The following is an 18,825-nucleotide window of genomic DNA, read 5'->3' as shown; positions in this document are numbered from 1 at the left end:
AAGGATCTTTCTGTCACTCGCTTGGTCTTCTTAATCTGAGTACGATAACCCATATCGTCAATAAGGTTACTGATATACCTATGAAATTCGCAATCAGATCATACAATTCGGTTCCACGAGCAAAAAAACGCTGAGCGATCTCCGTAAGTACAGCAAACCCGGAAACGATGAAAAGAGTACTCCCCAATGACCTTCTGACAAAATAGATCAGCAGCGTAAGTATGGAAAACATAAAATAATGGCCGACCACATCTCTTACTCTGATGTGACTCTCCGGGCCCAGCATCCCTATATCAGTCCAATCCGGCACTGATGTGAAATCGAATCGGACCTCCCCTTCAAAAAGAAATGCATCCAGGTTCTCTGTACACGTACCGACAAATATTAGTAAAAGCCACCCTAACAGTATGAGTTTTTTCACACTTTTACCGTCCTCCCGGTAATTCTACTTACTTTATACCACTATGGATCGCTTCAGGAAAGTTTTTGGACTCTTTTTTTTATGAATGCTTGAAAAAACAAAAGACCTAGCAAAACACCGATACTGTCAATTCCGACATCACTGATCTGTCCGCTCCTTCCTGAAATGAACGTCTGATGAAATTCATCAGTCGCAGCGTAAATGACAGATAGAAGGAAAGCGACATACCATCTACCTGAAGAAATATACAGCAACACAGCCAGTAAAAAGGATGCAAAAACATGTGCTCCTTTTCTGACAAGATAATGCAACTGCTCCTCGGGGAGAGGAAGCAGTGAAAATACTGCCGATACGAAAGAACTCAACTGACTGGATGCCTCCCCTGGCTGATGGGACAAATAAAATATGAACATCATCCAGAAGACCGCAAGCACTCCTGAAATTTTCTGAACATTTGACATGACCGAACCCGCCCTTTCCTAGTATAATGATACCTAATCACGAGAAGGGAGTCGATGATTCTATGCAACATCTGGCAAAGGACCACTTCGTCTATTCTATGGATAAGGCACACGCCCCAGCCCTCACTATCACATCCGGGGAACAGATCAAGGTCGATACATACGACTGCTTCGAAGATCAGATTCAGTCGGAAACCCACAAAATGGATTCTATGGACTGGAACAGGATCAACCCAGCGACCGGTCCGATTTATGTTGAGAATTCCGAACCGGGAGATGTCCTGAAAGTGCACATCGATGACATCATCCTTGGTGATCAAGGGGTAATGCTGACAGGTCCTGATCTTGGTGTAATGGGACATCGCATGGAGGATTTCAAAGTGAAAATACTTCCGCTCCAGGACGGGAAAGTCGTTTTTGATGAGAAGCTGGCCCTTCCTCTGAATCCGATGATCGGAGTGATCGGCGTAGCTCCGGAAGGGGAGGGAGTGAACTGCGGCACCCCCGATTCACACGGGGGCAATATGGACACGAAGCGTATCACAAAGGGTGCCACACTCTATTTCCCTGTTTTTCAAAAAGGAGCACTGCTGTCTCTCGGCGATCTGCACGCAGCGATGGGAGACGGAGAAATCAGTGTCTCCGGCGTAGAGATACCGGCTGAAGTGAAGTTGACGGTGGAAGTATTGAAAACGGAGTCCCTTCCTTATCCGATGCTTGAAGATGAAGAAGGAATAACGACAATCGTATCTAAAAAGTCGCTCGATGATGCAGTGGACAGTGCTGTGGAAATGATGATCGATCGCCTGCATCCGCACGTCGACCTCTCCCTTTCCGAGCTTACGATGCTCATGAGCGCGGCCGGCCAGGTCGAAGTGAGTCAGGTCGTGGATCCTCTGAAAACGGCCCGTTTTTTCGTACCGCGCTACGTGCTGGATGCCTATGATATTAATCTGTTTTAGATCAAAACTCTGTTAAAGCCTATTGTTTAGATTAAAAAAATCCTCACCAGGTGACTAATGTCTCCGGTGAGGATTTTTCATTCAGATGACTTCTTCTTCCACTGTCGTACCTAAAGGAGGATGGTAACGGTAATACAACGTATAGCATCTCGTATAGAACCACTGGATCCATGGTCCGAGCATAATCATCGGCGCCAGTGTCCCGAGCCCAACCGGACCTCCGATGATGAGAGCGAGAGAGGTCATGGTAACCGCTACCGCTGTCTGACCGACCTGCAAACTCAAATTGATAAAAATCTTGCTATCACTAAGCTGAAAGCAATGGAAGCGATCGAGAAATTGGTCGCAATGATTGATGCTTCCTTTTTCGTGTAATACCCCTGTTCATATTGTTGGGTGGTCAGTAGCACACCGACAGTTCCGCTCCCCATCCAGGAGGCCATCGCGTCGACGGAAGAACGTCCCGGCAGCTGAAACAACGGATTCATGACTTTACGCACCATCGCTCCGATGAAGTCCATCAGCCCGAATTCGAGCAGCAACGGCATGAAAAGACTCGCAAACAGGAACCATACCATAAGAACCGAAACGAGATCATAAAGCACGACGACTCCGGTAAGGTCGGACCAGACTACTTCAGGTCCGATGCTCCAAAGGGTCATTACCGCAAAAATAGCTCCGATGAAACGTAGAATGATCCAGAACGTTCCCACATCAAAAATAGCCATGATAGCTATACTTTTTTGGTACACACTATTTGGGAGGAGGCGTACAATTACACCACCGAGGGCAGATATCCATAATACGGCGGTCATAAACCCGGGGACCATGGGCCCGATTGCTGCCTGTAAGCCATCGGCCATCACACCGAGACCGATCGTAACCGTGTCGTTCACTGAAATGGGCACGAGAAACAGCAGGACTCCAATCAGGGAAGGGATAAGAAATTTCAATAATTACTTCGTTGTGTACTTCTGTGGTTTGTGGTCATTTAAGGTCGTTGACTGATTTGTAGCCATAACATTCACCCCTCCATTCGAATTTGATTCGGTATTGATTAATAATACATACATACGTATTTTTATTCACTAGGTTTTCACCAATTTCTCATTTGAAAATATTGGAGGGATAATCAGCTGAAATCAGAAGAAAAACACCCGGAAAAAATCCCGGGTGTTCCATCCTTTATTCGTATTGCTCGGAGGCGATGGCTTTCATTTTGATTTTTTCCAAATAGTGCTTAGGAGTGAGGAACGTTACGGTCACCACACCAGGATGACGCCCGATTTCGATAGACCCGGTGATGGTAGAGCGGTTCATCACTTCAGGAACTTCGATTTCAAAGGCTTTCGCAGCCCTTTCCATACCATTTGTCGTCGCATCATTCAAGTTCGCCCCTGTACCAATGAAAGAAATCGGCAGAGAATCCTCTATTTCTTCCATCCCCCACTCTTTGCCGAGGGCTTTCGCCTTACGCTTCTCTTTCTCTGAAAAAGGCTTAGCAAGATAAGGAAGATCTTCCTCCACCGGAAACAGAATCGGTCCTTCTACATTGACCCCCTTCAAAACTTCAACCTGAAGACTGACGATGCCGGAAACATCCGTCGTATGTCCGGCGATTTCTCCGTCCCCCTGCATCGCGTGCATATCTCCGAGATATACACCTCCCCCTTCGACTTTCACAGGACAGATCAAAACGGCACCTTCCCTTACACGGTTAATATCCATATGACCATCAGTACGTTCTTCCAGTTCCTCTTCCGTCACCCCATAAGAGTGAGGTGCACCAATCAAAAACTGACCGAAATCCCCGGCATTATGTGAATCAGGAAGTGCCCGCGATGGTGTAGTGCCGAGTTGTCCGAGAAATGGACGCAAACGCGCGATGGCACCTACAATGTCATGAGGAGCGAATGTGACAACCGGATTCTGAATCGATTCTTCCGGAGTTCCCATATAATGCTTGGCGTCAGCAGCTACTTTTCGAGCAGCCTGCTTATTCAAAGTCAGCCCCACTTCTTTATTCCGTTCAAACGCAATCGTGTAAGCATTGGTGAATACGAAAGGTGTCACGTCTTCTCCACAAACCTGACATCGAATCGCCTGCTGGCCGATGCCTTCAATGTACGTATCTGGATTTTCGGTACCACAGTTCGGGCACTTTCCATCCACAAAAGGATCTCCGGTAAAACGTCCTTCGACCGGCTTATCGTTTCCAGACGCCGTACCGATGGAAGTCACTTCTATGGATTGGATACGTATAGCTATGGCATCTCCCACCTCTGCCCCTTCCACGTAAACCGGCCTCGTAACTTCATGACCTCCTTTCAAAGCAGGTGTGATCATCGGCCCCCAGCAACCCGGAGTCGTATTGGCGACAATGTGCCCGCCATCCCTGACCTTGTACTCCATCTCTTTAGCCGGATCGAGGATACCATCCGTGAATTTATTAACGTAAACCGTCTGTTTCGCCTTCATTGCTTCCACCCCTTTCCATTAATTATCTTAATATTAAGATAATTAAAATGAAACTACAAAAATAATGACTTTTCACTGGTCATCATTCAGGGTATGCACAAGAAGAATAAAAGAAAGGAACGAACACTTATGCTTGAACTTTTACTTAGTCATATCCCATCAACGTTGTTCCACATTCTGACTGGGGTGCTCATTACAGATCTCATATTTCACGGGCCTTCATTCACTTACCGAAAAACGAGATTCACTCTTCTCGGTAGTGTCGCTTTTCTTGTGGTTCTGCCTGATATCCCGAAATTATTCGGTTTTCTTATCGGCCACTCATTGATTACGGTACCTATCCTCGCTCTGCTCTTCGCCTTTATTATGCGTAAGCTACTCAGCATGCGAGTCCCTGCCATTTGGTGGAGACTGACCCTGGTGCTTGTTATCAGCTCGCTCGGTATCGATTTTCTCGGGAACGGGGTCCATCTTCTGTATCCGGTAAATGAAAAAACGTACGCCTTATCCGTCATCCGTTATGAATTCATCTATCTTCTCCCGATCGGTCTTCTTCTATTTTTCAGACTACGTTAATATTATGTAGTATTTTAACTTTTGGCTCTGTTAAAGCCGGTTGTTGATTTTAGAACGAAGGTGTGGAGACGCCTGCGGGAGAAGCATGAACGGAAAATCACCGGAATTGACCGAAGGGAGATTCTGGAAGTTGACGTTATGCCCCGCGGCAAGCTTCCACCCGTATGGATGAAAATCAACAATAAACCATAACGGAGCCATTATTATAAAATATAGTTCGTACAGTTGAAGGAGGCTCAGATATGGAATTATCAGCTCAGTTAGGAAATGAAATTATTACTAGATTATCCTCTTACGTTGAGACATCCATCAACCTCATGGATAGTCGCGGAGTAATTATAGCAAGCACAGACCACACAAGAGTCGGAAGGTTACACGGGGGAGCAGTAAACGTCTGCGAAACCCGGGAACCTCAAATAATTCACAAAACTGACCTACATAAATTCCCTAATGCTAAAACAGGAGTCAATCTTCCTGTCTATCACAGAAAAGAATTGGCAGGGGTCGTAGGAATGACTGGAGACCCTGCATCTATAATGCAGACAGCTAAAATGACTCTCGCTTCTGTAGAAATTGTTCTGGAACAAATTTACCTTGAACGCGAAAGCTTTGATTTAGAAAGACTATGGTTGAACTGGCTGAGAAAGGTGCTTCTAAGTTCAATGGAGAATTTAGAGGACTTAAAAAAGGAAGCTGAATACACTCTTCAAATTGATGTAGAAAAGACCTGGCAAGTGATTATTTCCAGAACATTGGAAACGGACTTTGTGAAATACGAACTCAAAAACCATAACATTGATTACTTGCTCGTTCTTCCCTTCGAAAATTATACGATAGCTGTCCTGGAGCCCTCGAGTTTACACTACACCATTCCCATTGGACTTCAAAAGGGAGAAACAGCATTTGGAAATCCCGAATTTTCTTTGAAGGGGATCATTGATTCCTATAATCAAGCCAGAGAAGCTCTTGAAATTTTCCCTGCCTCCCCTTCACCCGTTTACAGCAAGCATATACCGGCAGAAAGACTTCTCTATAATATAAATGAAAACACCTACAAAAATGTCACTTCATTATACTCCAAAAAACTTTTCGAAATGGACCAGATCTACATTTCTACGCTCCAGATATTTTTACAGGAAAACATGAAAATCAATAGCACATCATCAGTCCTTCATATACACCGAAACACCCTGAATTACAGACTCGACCGTATACAGAAACAAGTATCTCTTAACCCAAGAGAATTTAGAGATGCAATTATTTATAAAACAATACTAGTTTGTGCAAATGCATAAGAATCCGCTTTCATAATTGACGATTTTCTTACTATTCGTCAATTGTGAAAGCGTTTTATTTTATATAAAGTGAAAGTATGATTTCAGGAAAGGAGGACCCTTGTGAATATACTTATTTCTCCTGACTCTTTTAAAGGTAGTCTTGATGCAGTGGAAGTCGCAGATGTTATCGGAGATGCTTTCCATACCAACTATCCTGGCGCGAGCATTATAAAAAAACCGATGGCGGATGGAGGGGAGGGGACTTTAGATGCACTTTCGACCTCCATTGAAAACGAAAAAATGTTGGTTACTGCCACTGGTCCTATCGGAGAAGAGTTAGAAACCTGGTATATGATTACAAAAGACAATGTAGCTATTATCGAATGCGCAAACATAGCCGGGCTTCCTATTGTTCCTTCAGAGAAAAAGAACCCCGACTTCACTACCACCCTGGGAATCGGCGAAGTTATTCGTCATGCACTGGACCAGGGAATAAGAAAATTCTTGATTGCTATCGGAGGTAGTTCATCGAACGAAGGTGGGTTCGGAATGCTGAAAGCTTTAGGAGCTGAATTTTTGAATGAAAAGAAACAACCGGTCGGTAACTACGGAAGAGATCTAAAAACTATAGAACATATCGACTTACAAGAGCTCGATCCCCGTATATTCGAGTCGAATATACGTATCGCCAGTGACGTCACAAATCCTCTTACAGGAGAACATGGAGCCAGCCAAGTCTATGGCCCACAAAAAGGCGCGACCCCTTCCCAAATCGCGGATTACGATTACCATTTGGAAAAATACAGCCAAAGATTAGAGGGGGTGCTAGGCAAAAAGTTAGCACACCGAGAAGGCGCAGGTGCAGCCGGAGGGTTGGGTTTTGCATTCATGTGTCTAGAATCCGTATTAGAATCAGGAGCATCGCTTATAGCAGAGGCCATCCAGCTGGAATCATTCGTTGAGAAAGCAGACCTCGTTATTACTGGAGAAGGGCAATCCGACGAGCAGACACTCCAGGGTAAAGCACCTTCTTATGTAGCTGCCCTAGCCGGAAAGCAAAAAGTTCCTGTATTCCTATTATCCGGTTCACTTAAGGGAGATTTGGATATCTTGAACACAACATTTGATGCATGCTTTTCTATCACTAAAGCTCCAGCGACATTAGAAGACTGTATATCAAATGCCGAAAGCAACCTGCATGATGAATCTTCCCAGATAGCAAGAGCTCTATATGTTTTTAATAAAAAAGGAGGCCCTCAATAATGGAAGGACTAGGACTCGTCTTCATAATTGTCTTAGGTGTGATTTTGGTCATCGTGGCAACAGCGAAATTTAACCTTCACCCATTCCTGTCACTTATCGTCACGGCATTCATTATAGGTATCTTTTCGAGTTTGACGTTAAGTGAAGTGGTCGAAGCAGTGAACAATGGTTTCGGCGGACTTATGGGCGGTATCGGTCTTGTAATCGTCTTCGGTACTATCATTGGAATTATTCTTGAAAAATCAGGCGCCGCCCTGCGGATGGCTGAGGTTGTGCTTAGGATCGTAGGTGAAAAACGTCCCCAACTCGCCATGAGCGCTATTGGCAGTATAGTAAGTATCCCTGTGTTTTGCGACTCGGGGTACGTTATATTATCCTCCTTAAAAAAAGCGCTGGCTGCTAAAACAAAAGTCTCTGTGATTTCTATGGCTATCGCTCTTTCAACCGGGTTATTCGCGACACACACTTTGGTTCCACCTACTCCAGGCCCTATAGCAGCTGCCGGTAACATAGGAGCTGAAGAATATTTAGGTACCGTTATACTTTTCGGAATCATCATAGCAATCCCTGTAATTTTCGTAGGCTACCTCTGGGCGATAAAAGTAGGATCAAAAATGCACACGGAGTCAGAAGAAGAGAATGTCTACAGTTACGACGATATCATCAAAGACTTCGGAACCATGCCTTCCGCTTCTAAGTCTTTCGCTCCAATACTTGTACCTATCCTACTTATAGGATTCAGTTCAATTATTACATTCGCAGGCTGGACAGGGATGTTTTTCGATATCTTCCTTTTCCTCGGCTCTCCTGTTGTAGCATTACTTACAGGTGTGCTTTTCGCCTTCCTTCTTCTACCTAAATTTGATGAAGAAACGCTTACGTCGTGGATCGGTGAAGGGATCAAGGAAGCTGCACCGATTCTGTTGATTACAGGAGCCGGGGGTGCGTTCGGTTCCGTCATCAATGCTACAAGCATCGCAGATATCATTACCGGAATCGCCGGTAACGATGCAGCCATTGGTGCTCTTTTCATATTCATACCTTTCATCATTGCTGCAGGTCTCAAAAGTGCTCAGGGGTCTTCTACTGCGGCCATCGTCATCACTTCCACACTGATCGCTCCTCTACTCGATCAAGTAGGAATCGAAGGCGCCGTACCTCTTTCACTTGTAGTCATGGCAGTAGGTGCCGGGGCAATGGTCGTCTCTCATGTGAACGACAGTTACTTCTGGGTCGTTAAAGAATTCAGTGGCATGTCCATTACCCAGGCTTATAAAGCACAAACGATGGCTACCCTTCTGCAAGGAGGAACGGCTATAATTATCACTTCCATTCTATGGTTCATCTTGGTCTAAAAAGAGCGTTCTATTAATGGTTCATGCATGATGATGTTTATCGATGTTCAGAAGAGAATGTCAGCAACTTCAAAACGAAAACAACAACTGATTTTTCATAGTATAGTGAGACCATGAGCGATAACTAAATAGCTCATGGTCTCAATTTTAAATGTTGAAGCTTCTAATGAAAAATGACCTTATCTTTGATGAAAAATTCACTTTCTCAAAAATAATATCACCACCTATGAACGTTAACCGAACGTCATCTTCATGTTCAAACCCGATAACCTACCGCTTTTTCCAATGTATATCCTTCATAGGTCAATTCCAGTTCGAGCACTCTGGCTATTTTCTGTTCATCCTCTACTACGAGAATTCGCGACATTCCGCCCGCCCCCCTATACCTATCATTCAGTGTTCATCTGATCTTCGGTTTCCTCCATCTGTTCCAGTACTTCCGGAAACTCCACGGTATCGAACTGTTCTCCACTCGAGGCATCCGTAACTTGAACGACCACACTGTAACTATCAGGATCGGCCCCGTCGAAAAGTTGATAATAAAGTCCGAGCAGCCCCACACCAAACACGGCGAACCCGTCAAAACTGTCTTCGTAGGCCGACCGGTCGACTTTCAGCGTGAATTCGGAGTAATCGCCATTCGCTGATAACCCTTCGATAGAGGCGTAATCGCCACTCGTACGTATATCTTCCATAGAAGTTTCGATTTCTTTTTCCATCTCCTGCATCATTTCTTTATGTTTCGACCTGGACATTTTATAAGTGATGGTTCCATCTCCGTTGTCAATGACTTCGCCGATTCCTTCTTCCTCAGCGGAAGCCTTCACTTCTTCATAGTCCCCGCCTTCCATTTCAAATAACGTTTTTGGTACGGTCACATCCACATTGAATACACCCTTATCGACGTCGACCGTGTCATCGGAGCCGCTTCCCTCCCCGGAGGTCTGCTCCGTTTCTGTTCCTTCGGTAGTATCTGCCGGCTTACTCTCCTCAGCCCCTGATCCGCAACCGACCAGCACCAGGGTCAGGATCAGAGCAAATGGCCACTTTTTCATTTTTCTCCCCTCTTTTCTCCAGATTATTATATGCGAACTTGTTTAATGAAACTTTTCTCTTTCACCTGCACAAGACCCTCTTACATCTTCCCTTTTTAAAAAGGCTCTATTATCATATGTTGTTGATATTCGTCTCTTCAGGTGGAAGCTTGCCGCAGGCGTCCCCACCTTCCGTTCCTATCATCAACCATAGGCTTGAACAGAGCTTTTCAAAAAAGTCCGGGAAGAATCCCGGACGTCCTTTCCTAGTTATCAAATTCTTCGTTCAGCCATTCCTGGAACAATTCAAAATCCTCTTTGACACGCTGGTGATAAAATTCCGCCCACACCTGCATCTCTTCGACGAAACCATCCTTGTCATCTTTCAGCACTTTTATAATAGCTTTTTCACTATGATAATCAAGCACACCGAGTTCAATGTCCGCATCGGCACGGGCGTGGATCTTGGCAGCCACCTTTGCCATTACTTGTACTGTTTCCTTCATCGACCGCTTATCTTCCAAGTGCTTTTCTTTCAGATCTTTCTCATAAGGCGAACGTTCACGGACATAATAATCACGCTCCCCATCATTAAAATAGCCGAGATAAGGATCCGACATATGGTGCATCGCCTGTTGCGTGGTAACTACACGCTCTCCCTGGTGCTCGTGCATCACCCAGAAATCCTCGTCGTAAGGGAAAAAATATGCGGGCACTGGTGTACGCGCTTCCTTCACTTCTAAAATCACATCATCCTCATCGGCATTTTCATGTTTTCCTTCAATCAGTACATAAAATCGTTTCAGTCCTGTCGAGCCTATGCCGGCTCCGCTCTTTTTCACTATATCTTTGATCTCGTAATGAGCCTCGTCCCGTCTTGTCTCTTCCCTCAAAGATGCGACATAATCCGGCCATGCCACAGATATACGTTTCCAATCGGCGTTAGAGACATTACTCAATTTCTCCTTGTCCCGATCAAACTGCCGGTTACCTTCATCATCGATAGTCGTCTGTTTCTCCAATTCATGGGTCGCTTTTCGTTTTTCCAGCTTTTTCAGTGTTTTCTTCACAGCACTGTCCGTATTATCCACGGTGAAAAACGTGTCCACCGGATCTTCGTCTCCTTTGGAGAACTTCTTCATCTGCTTCCGGTATTTTTTCGAAAACTGAGCTACGAATTCATTTTGTTCTTTTTCGGAGAAATCCATATACTCCGCATTCAGCCGTATGCTTACGACCATCCGTAGCACATCATATAAATAGGAGCCGAGAAATCCTTCATCGAAATCATCGACATCAAAGACGATGTTTCCTTCTTCGTTGCTGAAAGCACTGAAATTATCCATATGCATATCTCCGAGGATCCACGTCGGTTTCTCAAGCGGAGTATGGTATTTCAGAGGGATATTCACGGTATCGTAGTAAAACAGATAAGCACTTCCGCGAAAAAAACTGTAGGGATCCTGCTTCATTTTACGATACTTCGCACGTCGGTCCGTTTTCGTCAAATTCATGATCCGATTATCGAATTCTTCCAAAATTGTCGAGATGGTTTGTTTACGCAATATCCGTTTTGTCTGTCTCACTTCTTCTTTGATCATAATAGCAGCCACTCCTTTTCCCTTTCCTTTCCCGTTTTTTCAGGTGAACATGTCATATTTTCAGTAAATTCACATCCTCGATGGTCCTAAAGTTTTAAAGCAGTAGAAAATATACCCATTAACTGATACAATTGGTATAATTATGTTATTAAAAAAATAGGGGGTACACTTATGGATGCATCCGCATGGACCAAAGAAGATTTGATGAAAATATTTCATAATGCGGATAACGGAATTTTCCTCAGTGATCCGGCTAGAGATCGCTTCGTAGAAATAAACCGAACAGTCCTTTCGAAACTCGATTACAAGCGAGAGGAGATCCTCAACATCCCTCCTTCTGAATTTCTCGGTCCTTATTCCACAGAAAAGAAAGAGGAGATACATTTCAGGAAAGACGGTCGTGAACTACCTGCTGAAGTGACAAGCTATCCGCTGACCCTCTCCGATGGCCATACATATATGCTTACTATAGCTACGGATATCTCCAAAAATAGAGAAATGAAATATCGTCTTAAATATAAGGATCAACAGTTCAAATCTTTGTTTCTTTATAACCCGGACACCATCTTCTCCCTGGATATGAACGGCAGGTATACGAATATCAATCATGCCGGAGAAGAACTCTTCGGCTACCCCGCTGAAGAGATCAAAGGTACTCCTTATCTGCATTTCCTGCCTGAGGAAGCGGGTAAAAAAACCCTGGATCATTTCCGGGCAGTCACCGCAGGGCAGACGGTTCGTTTCGACACGATCATCATCTCCAAAGACGGGGGACATCACATCATGGATGTCACCGCAGTACCTGTCATCATCGAAAATGTCATCACCGGAGTCATCGGTATCGCCCGGGATATAACTTTAAAAGCACAGACTGAACAGCGTCTCAGTGAAAGTGAACAGCGCTACCGGTCTCTTTTCGAAAATAATATCGATGCAGTGATGACCTTTGATCTCGAAGGGCGATTCACGCATGTCAACAACAGCACGATAAGAGTGACGGGAGTGTCAGGAGAGGAGTTGATCGGGAGGTCTTTTCTCCCTCTTATTATTCCTAATATGAGGGAGAAGACGATGAGACAGTTCGCTGTTTCTCTTGAGGGTACTCCTAACGAATACGAAACAAGCATCTTCAATGTAGAGGGCGAACAATTGGATCTGTATATCTCCCTCCTCCCCATCTATGTAGACGGAGACATCACCGGAATCCACTGTATCGCCAAAAACATCACGGCTCAGAAAAAACTCGAGGAAACCATGAATCATTTCGCTTATCACGATACACTGACCGGACTACCGAACCAGCGCCATTTCCATGAAGAAATGGAAAAAACACTTTCAGAAACAAAGAACAGCGACACTCAGTTTTCTCTCTTCTTCCTTGATCTGGATCGATTCAAGTTCATCAATGACTATCTTGGACATCACATGGGCGACGAATTGCTGAAGCAGGTGGCCACGCGTCTCAAACATAAACTTGAAGAACGCGCCACTCTTTTCCGTTATGGGGGTGATGAATTCCTCATCCTTACCCGCCAGGTGACGAAGGAGGAGACGAAGGGAATTGCTGAGGATGTAATTGAAGAGATGGAGAAAAGCTTCGATTTGAGCGGGTTCGATGCAGTAGTAACCGTAAGTATCGGTGTCAGTATGTATCCAGAGCATGGAACAGAGGCCGACTCCCTCATCCGACGCGCTGATAATGCCATGTATCACGCTAAGAATCTCGGAAAGAACACCTATCAGGTATACAATACACATATCCAAAAAGAAAAAACCAATCTTAAAATAGAATCTCTCCTCTACAAAGCACTTAAGAACGGGGAGTTCTTCCTGTCTTACCAGCCACAATTCGAAACGAATGAAGAAAACATATCCGGGGTAGAGGTGTTGATACGATGGGATAATAAGGAATTAGGAATCGTATCACCAGGGGAATTCATCCCGATAGCCGAAGAAACCGGCCTTATTGTTCCTATAGGAGAATGGGTGATCAGGGAGGCATGCCGGCGGAATAAAGCATGGCTGGATGCAGGTTATCCGGCGATGAGCGTCTCCGTCAATTTGTCCATGCGTCAGTTCTACCACAAGGAACTCGTAGAGATGATTGCTGAGATTCTTTATGAAACGGGGCTCCCCCCAGAATTTCTCGAACTTGAAATTACGGAATCGATGGCCATTCATGCAGAACAGGCGTCTGTAATTTTAACAGAACTCAATAAGCTCGGTGTCAAAATATCCATAGATGATTTCGGCACAGGTTACAGCTCCCTCAGCTATTTGAAACGCTTCCCTATCGATCAGCTGAAAATCGATCAATCTTTCGTGCGGGACATTGATAGCAATAAAGAAGACAATGATATTATCCGAACGATCATTTCCCTCGCGCACAACCTTAACCTTGAAGTAATCGCCGAAGGAGTGAAAACGAAAGCTCAGCTCGAATTTCTCAAGAGAAACGGATGTTTCAAATTTCAGGGGTACTACCTGGCCAAGCCGATGAAACCGGAAGAGGTTACGGAACTCTTTTGAAAAGACGCACATTTATTTCCATGGCTACCCTGAAAATAAATATTCAGGCGGACGCTTATCCAGAGGCAATGCTTCACCCTGCGGGGTCTTCAGCTACCCGAGTTCCCGTCGGAGTCGCCGCCTTTCTCTATATCCACCCTATCAAACTCGAATCATAACAGATCTCGAAAATGTTCATGTACAATGGTGCGAATATCTTTGCATGAACGTCTCTGTTAAAGCCGGTTGTTGATTTTAGAACGAAGGGGGGAGACGCCTGCGGGAGAAGCATGAACGGAAAATTACCGGAATCGAGCGCAGCGAGATTCCGGAAGTTGACGTCATGCCCGCGGCAAGCTTCCACCCGTAGAGATGAAAATCAACAATAAATGACCACAGAACCATTTCCATAGTAAGAAAAAAAAGCCAACTCTTGGATTCGGTACATCCAACCGAATCCGGAAGCTGGCTTTTTTACTCTTTATAAAACAGGACTGTAAAATATGGGGCTCCTTTTTCATCGACATCTACCCCTATGCCGACTTCTTCATAAGCAGGGTTGAGAATATTCTCCCGGTGTCCTTTCGAGTCCATCAGACCCTCGTGCGCGTAGACAGCGTTATTTTGACCGTAAGCCAGGTTTTCCCCGATCATGCTGTAAGAAACACCTGCACTTCTCGCTCTGTCTGCCGGCCCTTCCCCGTCCGGGTTCGTGTGGGAAAAGTAGTTACGGGCATTCATATCTTCACTGTGTGCCTCCGCAACAGGGACGAGTTCTTTTTTCCATGTAAGTGGATCAAGACCTCTGGACGTACGATCCTTATTGATCAGCCCGAGCATGATCCGCGACTGATCCGCATCGCTCCAGTCCTCCGCTTCTGCATAGTACCCGGTCATCCCACTAGCTGTACTAATAGGAACGATATAAAGGGACTTGATGACATCCCCTTCGTGACGGTCATAAAACACTGTCACTTCTTTATCGTTCCTTTCGTAGATCTCGTAATGTTCAGCCGGGAAACGGACACTCGTCATTCCCCGTCGCACTGCTCCTTCCGGTTCACCCCATGTCTCCGTGACTGTCGAAGAAGGGTCTCCCACAGTGATCCCGTCGTAACTTTTCCCTTCCTTCCATAGATATTCTCCCGTACCATTTCCGTTATTGAAAGTGAGGTCCCCGCTGTTCACCCCGGCTAATTCCCAGTCTGTTCCATAAACGGTACGGACCATCTCTCCCCCACTACTCTGATTCGTAGTATCCGGCTCTGTAGGGGCTTCTGTCGTAACTGATGGAGTTTCCCCCTGTGTTTCCAAGTTTCCACCTGTTTCCCAGTCTTCTATTTCCTGAAGAAAGGTATCTATTTCTTCTTTTATCGTATCCCATTCCTCAGATAAAGTCGCACCAGTCCACGCAATTGCACCGACTAACAGTATCAGAGTCAAAAGTTTTTTCATATATTCTCCGCCCTTTTTCCGTTCGTTATTAAGAAAAAAATGACATTAAAACAAAAAAGAGGTTGAAATTCGTTCTTCATTGTTGTATATTCTTTTTAGAGAACAATCACCGACATAAGAAAGGAGGTTCACTAATGATTAGAAGAATTTTAGTCTTATCTACGTTCTTAGGTCTCGCAAATCTATTGATATTTTTAAGCCCTGTAGCCGCAGCATCCTCAGGCTCATTCGATCCATTTTTTCTTTTTTTGGAATACAATTACATCATCGCCGGATTGGTACTTGGAGTTATTATGATTTTCGCCTCCTATTTATTAATAAAGAAACAATCGGAAGAAGGATGAAATCATTTCTCTTCTCTTTTTTTAACATTACATTCGTTATTAAGAACTTATAGCATCATAAATGGAAGGGTGGATTGAATGGGAGCTCGAATTATTTCTTTGCTTATCCTTACTGTTCTTTTCTTCTCCCTTATTCCTGCTACAGCTTTAGCAGAAACGGGAGATACTAAATCAGAAGTCTTAATTGTTTTTTCGGATACGTCCGAAGAGGTCAACTTCAATCAGCGTTACCTTGATATGCTTATCACTCATTTTACCACCAATCTAACATTTGTTCATGAATCTGAATTTTCAAAAGGCATGCTTGAAGGTAAAACTCATCTTTTTTATCAAGGAATCACCGAAAGTACTATATCAACCTCCTTCAGAAATTCAGTTGAGACATTCGATGGTCCTGTCGTAGCAATAGGAAGAAATTTCGATCACCTCAGCGAACGATTTTCTTTTGTAACTCCTTTACAAGATGAACTTTCTGAAACTATATATCTGAACGATAGTCCGGAAGAAAAAATATCCGTTGATATTTCAGTGAATAGTGTTCAAACAAACTCTGAGGTTCTTGCTACAGCTGAGAATAACGGAAAAGAATTCCCACTCATTACCAGTGATCGAAACTCTTATTATGTAGGTAATAACAATCTTGAGTCTTCAATGGGGATACTTTTAGGTGAAATTCTTCACGACATTTTCCCGGATGCTCATAAAAATGAAAAAAACCGTGGATATATACGACTCGAAGATGTTCATCCGAATGTTGAACATGAAAAGTTAAAACAAGTTGCCGATTCACTTATTAAACGTGACCTTCCTTTCATGATTGCTGTAATACCGGTTTACACAGACCCAAAAACAGGTGTGGAATACCACATGTCCGATTACCCAAAAGTGCTTGAAGTACTCAAGTATATGCAGGACAACGGTGGTTCTGTAGTCATGCACGGCTATACTCACCAATATCGCTCATCAGAGACCGGCGAAGGATTCGAGTTTTGGGATGTGGAAAACGATAGTCCTATCTATCAATCAGCGGATGAAGTGACAGAATTAAAGACAGAAAAAGATTTTTCGAACTCAGCAAAGTATGAACAATACAAACAGGATAATATTGATTTCGAAACTCGTTATATTGAAGACAAATTGGAGACCGGTATTAATGAGCTAAACGGGTTTGGTTTAAAACCTTTGGCATTTGAGGCTCCTCACTATACTATTTCCCAAAATGGCTACAATGTTGTTTCGAATCATTTCAATTCCTATATTGGGCAGGCCCAAGTAACAGATGACAACTGGGAAGTCATGGGATCACCTCCTTATATGTCGGAACCTACCTTCATGCACGGAATGAAAATGTACCCTGAAACGATTGGATACGTTCAACCGGATGATAAGAAAGCTATAGATAAAATGATCACTAAAGCTGAGAATCAGTTAATACTAAGAGACGGAATGGTTTCATTATTCTACCACCCTTACCTTGGGCCTGAACGTTTCGAAGAGTTACTGAATCGACTTGAGGAACTCCCGCCAATCGATTGGATTGATCTAAAAGAAGAGAATACTAGAACACAATCAAGCGAGGTATTAATTACAGCCTCAGGAGACGAAATACAATCAAATGGAGGCCCTTTCTCCTCCAGTTTTACTTCCTTCATTACTATGAACCATTTTATTCAAGGACTGGCTGATAAGGCTACTTGGTTAATAGTAGGGACAAGTTCCCTCGCTGTATTATTCTTTTCCGGGTACACAATTATTTCAAGAAGAAGAGTAGAAAAAGAAGAACGGAGTGAGGACCTTGGCTAATTTCTTTCTTTATACGTCCCTGTTTTTAATCTGGTTTATGTTGTTCTACCATATGTTCCTGATGCAGGGAGGATATGTTTTTTCTCAAAACTATAAAAAAACAGCAGCGAAATGGACAAAAAAATCTCATCGTTTCCCTACTGTAAGTATTTTGATTCCAGCCCACAACGAAGAAGTAGTCATTGAAGAAACTCTGAAATCCATGATTCGTCTCGATTACCCGAAGAATAAGATGGAAGTTATTGTGATAAACGATAATTCCAGTGACCGAACAGGAGAAATTGTCGAAAATTATGCGAGACAATTTCCATTTATCAAACCGGTCCACACTAAACCTCCTTATGGGGGAAAAGGAAAATCGGGTGCACTAAATAATGGATTGAAAGAAGCAACCGGAGAAATGATTGTAGTTTACGATGCTGATAATACTCCAGAGCCAGATGCAATACACTACCTGGTTCTCGGACTGGAAAATGACCCTGATGCTGGAGCCGTAGTAGGAAAATTCCGCGTAACAAACAGCAATAAAAACCTTCTCACCCGTCTTATCAATATCGAAACGATAACCTTTCAATGGCTCGCCCAGGCGGGACGGTGGTTCTGGTTCAGGATGGCAACAATACCGGGCACGAATTTCGCTATACGAAAATCGATTCTTGATCGTCTGGGAGGTTGGGATGAAAAAGCGCTCTCTGAAGACACCGAACTAAGTTTCCGCGTCTATGAACTCGGGTATCACATCCGTTTTTTCCCGATGGCAATCACCTGGGAACAGGAACCAGAAAAGCTGAAAGTATGGTGGAAACAAAGAACACGTTGGGCAAGAGGAAATGAATATGTCATATTCAAATACCTGTTTCAGTTTCATAAGTTAAAAAGAAAGAAAATGGCTGTCGATCTTGTATACTTCTTGTTCACTTATCTATTATTTTTCAGTGGTATCCTGATCTCCCACTCGATTTTTGTACTGAATCTGTTCTTTGATTTAAATCTTTCTATCGGTTTCGTTTCTTATGTACTCCTCATACTGGGCTTTCTTCTATTCGTTACAGAAGTCACACTTGCACTCAGTTTTGAGAGAGGACAGTTGACATTGAAAAACTTTTTCACTGTTCTTTTGATGTATATCACGTATTCTCAAATGTGGCTGATTCTCGTGGTGTACGCCTCGTGGCTTGAATTAAAACGTGTAGTTCTGAAACAAGAAGTGGTCTGGTATAAAACCCAACGATTCTCAGAACAGAAAAAGGGTGAGAAATCTGAAAAAGTGAAGGCACGTTAGGAGTG

General features: G+C 43.8%; 17 protein-coding genes and 2 pseudogenes. 10 read left to right on the top strand and 9 right to left on the bottom strand.

Annotated elements, in window-relative coordinates:
- Positions 1–13 precede the first annotated feature (13 nt).
- On the bottom strand, positions 14–421 hold the full coding sequence (locus tag BW944_RS05450) for a VanZ family protein (protein WP_076557534.1): 408 nt from the start codon (positions 419–421) through the stop codon (positions 14–16).
- A gap of 53 nt (positions 422–474) precedes the next feature.
- Entirely contained in the window at positions 475–882 is a 408-nt protein-coding gene (locus tag BW944_RS05445; RefSeq protein WP_076557532.1) for a VanZ family protein, read from the bottom strand.
- A gap of 62 nt (positions 883–944) precedes the next feature.
- On the opposite strand from BW944_RS05445, the gene BW944_RS05440 reads away from it, so the two are divergent.
- Positions 945–1,844, top strand: a complete 900-nt coding sequence (locus tag BW944_RS05440; RefSeq protein WP_076557530.1) for an acetamidase/formamidase family protein — start codon at positions 945–947, stop codon at positions 1,842–1,844.
- 81 nt (positions 1,845–1,925) lie between these two features.
- Here the strand turns inward: BW944_RS05440 and BW944_RS05435 are convergent, their stop codons facing one another.
- From BW944_RS05435 to BW944_RS05425, 3 genes and pseudogenes are all read right to left on the bottom strand, one after another.
- Entirely contained in the window at positions 1,926–2,129 is a 204-nt protein-coding gene (locus BW944_RS05435; RefSeq protein ID WP_234983120.1) for a hypothetical protein, read from the bottom strand.
- Positions 2,129–2,797, bottom strand: a pseudogene (locus BW944_RS05430) (YjiH family protein); the annotation flags it as partial. The gene BW944_RS05435 and the pseudogene BW944_RS05430, both read right to left, overlap by 1 nt.
- Before the next feature lie 232 nt (positions 2,798–3,029).
- Complete coding sequence (locus tag BW944_RS05425) at positions 3,030–4,322, bottom strand: acetamidase/formamidase family protein (protein ID WP_076557528.1); 1,293 nt, start codon at positions 4,320–4,322, stop codon at positions 3,030–3,032.
- A 129-nt stretch (positions 4,323–4,451) separates the two neighbouring features.
- Here BW944_RS05425 and BW944_RS05420 point away from each other — a divergent pair, with 129 nt between their 5' ends.
- The 4 genes from BW944_RS05420 (at position 4,452) to BW944_RS05405 (ending at position 8,793) form a co-directional block, all read left to right on the top strand.
- Positions 4,452–4,898 carry a hypothetical protein gene (locus BW944_RS05420; protein WP_076557526.1) on the top strand — a complete coding sequence of 149 codons (447 nt, stop codon included), beginning with the start codon at positions 4,452–4,454 and terminating at the stop codon, positions 4,896–4,898.
- A gap of 242 nt (positions 4,899–5,140) precedes the next feature.
- A complete protein-coding gene (locus BW944_RS05415; protein WP_076557524.1) occupies positions 5,141–6,193 on the top strand; it encodes a CdaR family transcriptional regulator in 1,053 nt (350 codons plus the stop codon).
- A gap of 102 nt (positions 6,194–6,295) precedes the next feature.
- Complete coding sequence (locus tag BW944_RS05410; RefSeq protein ID WP_076557522.1) at positions 6,296–7,438, top strand: glycerate kinase family protein; 1,143 nt, start codon at positions 6,296–6,298, stop codon at positions 7,436–7,438.
- On the top strand, positions 7,438–8,793 hold the full coding sequence (locus BW944_RS05405; protein ID WP_076557520.1) for a GntP family permease: 1,356 nt from the start codon (positions 7,438–7,440) through the stop codon (positions 8,791–8,793). The genes BW944_RS05410 and BW944_RS05405 overlap by 1 nt, the downstream gene beginning before the upstream one ends.
- 274 nt (positions 8,794–9,067) lie before the next feature.
- Here the strand turns inward: BW944_RS05405 and BW944_RS14840 are convergent.
- From BW944_RS14840 to BW944_RS05395, 3 genes and pseudogenes are all read right to left on the bottom strand, one after another.
- Positions 9,068–9,160: pseudogene (locus BW944_RS14840) on the bottom strand (DNA-binding response regulator); the annotation flags it as partial.
- Between the two features lie 22 nt (positions 9,161–9,182).
- On the bottom strand, positions 9,183–9,848 hold the full coding sequence (locus tag BW944_RS05400) for a hypothetical protein (protein WP_076557518.1): 666 nt from the start codon (positions 9,846–9,848) through the stop codon (positions 9,183–9,185).
- Between the two features lie 245 nt (positions 9,849–10,093).
- On the bottom strand, positions 10,094–11,428 hold the full coding sequence (locus BW944_RS05395; protein WP_084193639.1) for a DUF2252 domain-containing protein: 1,335 nt from the start codon (positions 11,426–11,428) through the stop codon (positions 10,094–10,096).
- A gap of 171 nt (positions 11,429–11,599) precedes the next feature.
- Between BW944_RS05395 and BW944_RS05390 the strand changes: the two genes are divergently transcribed.
- Both BW944_RS05390 and BW944_RS14970 read left to right on the top strand, forming a co-directional pair.
- A complete protein-coding gene (locus tag BW944_RS05390; protein WP_076557514.1) occupies positions 11,600–13,957 on the top strand; it encodes a sensor domain-containing protein in 2,358 nt (785 codons plus the stop codon).
- Positions 13,954–14,115: a hypothetical protein gene (locus BW944_RS14970; protein ID WP_159438160.1), complete on the top strand. Its 162-nt coding sequence runs from the start codon at positions 13,954–13,956 to the stop codon at positions 14,113–14,115. The genes BW944_RS05390 and BW944_RS14970 overlap by 4 nt, the downstream gene beginning before the upstream one ends.
- A 295-nt stretch (positions 14,116–14,410) precedes the next feature.
- Here BW944_RS14970 and BW944_RS05385 read toward each other — a convergent pair whose 3' ends face one another.
- Positions 14,411–15,391, bottom strand: a complete 981-nt coding sequence (locus BW944_RS05385; protein WP_076557512.1) for a CAP domain-containing protein — start codon at positions 15,389–15,391, stop codon at positions 14,411–14,413.
- Between the two features lie 134 nt (positions 15,392–15,525).
- On the opposite strand from BW944_RS05385, the gene BW944_RS05380 reads away from it, so the two are divergent.
- The 3 genes from BW944_RS05380 (at position 15,526) to BW944_RS05370 (ending at position 18,820) form a co-directional block, all read left to right on the top strand.
- On the top strand, positions 15,526–15,735 hold the full coding sequence (locus BW944_RS05380) for a hypothetical protein (protein WP_076557510.1): 210 nt from the start codon (positions 15,526–15,528) through the stop codon (positions 15,733–15,735).
- Positions 15,736–15,813: 78 nt separating this feature from the next.
- Complete coding sequence (locus BW944_RS05375) at positions 15,814–17,538, top strand: polysaccharide deacetylase family protein (protein WP_076557509.1); 1,725 nt, start codon at positions 15,814–15,816, stop codon at positions 17,536–17,538.
- Positions 17,531–18,820: a glycosyltransferase family 2 protein gene (locus tag BW944_RS05370; RefSeq protein WP_076557507.1), complete on the top strand. Its 1,290-nt coding sequence runs from the start codon at positions 17,531–17,533 to the stop codon at positions 18,818–18,820. Before BW944_RS05375 ends, BW944_RS05370 begins: the two co-directional genes overlap by 8 nt.
- Positions 18,821–18,825 lie beyond the last annotated feature (5 nt).

This window comes from Salimicrobium flavidum (assembly GCF_900156645.1).
GTDB classification, from domain to species: Bacteria; Bacillota; Bacilli; order Bacillales; family Halobacillaceae; genus Salimicrobium; species Salimicrobium flavidum.
Note: the sequence above shows the minus strand (reverse complement) of the source record. Positions and strands in the feature narration are given on the sequence as shown.

Bases quoted from the DNA above. Each gene is read 5' to 3' on its own strand.
- BW944_RS05445 (WP_076557532.1), bottom strand. From the start codon at position 882: ATGTCAAATGTTCAGAAAATTTCAGGAGTGCTTGCGGTCTTCTGGATG.
- BW944_RS05440 (WP_076557530.1), top strand. From the start codon at position 945: ATGCAACATCTGGCAAAGGACCACTTCGTCTATTCTATGGATAAGGCA.
- BW944_RS05425 (WP_076557528.1), bottom strand. From the start codon at position 4,322: ATGAAGGCGAAACAGACGGTTTACGTTAATAAATTCACGGATGGTATC.
- BW944_RS05420 (WP_076557526.1), top strand. From the start codon at position 4,452: ATGCTTGAACTTTTACTTAGTCATATCCCATCAACGTTGTTCCACATT.
- BW944_RS05415 (WP_076557524.1), top strand. From the start codon at position 5,141: ATGGAATTATCAGCTCAGTTAGGAAATGAAATTATTACTAGATTATCC.
- BW944_RS05405 (WP_076557520.1), top strand. From the start codon at position 7,438: ATGGAAGGACTAGGACTCGTCTTCATAATTGTCTTAGGTGTGATTTTG.
- BW944_RS05400 (WP_076557518.1), bottom strand. From the start codon at position 9,848: ATGAAAAAGTGGCCATTTGCTCTGATCCTGACCCTGGTGCTGGTCGGT.
- BW944_RS05395 (WP_084193639.1), bottom strand. From the start codon at position 11,428: ATGATCAAAGAAGAAGTGAGACAGACAAAACGGATATTGCGTAAACAA.
- BW944_RS05390 (WP_076557514.1), top strand. From the start codon at position 11,600: ATGGATGCATCCGCATGGACCAAAGAAGATTTGATGAAAATATTTCAT.
- BW944_RS05385 (WP_076557512.1), bottom strand. From the start codon at position 15,391: ATGAAAAAACTTTTGACTCTGATACTGTTAGTCGGTGCAATTGCGTGG.
- BW944_RS05380 (WP_076557510.1), top strand. From the start codon at position 15,526: ATGATTAGAAGAATTTTAGTCTTATCTACGTTCTTAGGTCTCGCAAAT.
- BW944_RS05375 (WP_076557509.1), top strand. From the start codon at position 15,814: ATGGGAGCTCGAATTATTTCTTTGCTTATCCTTACTGTTCTTTTCTTC.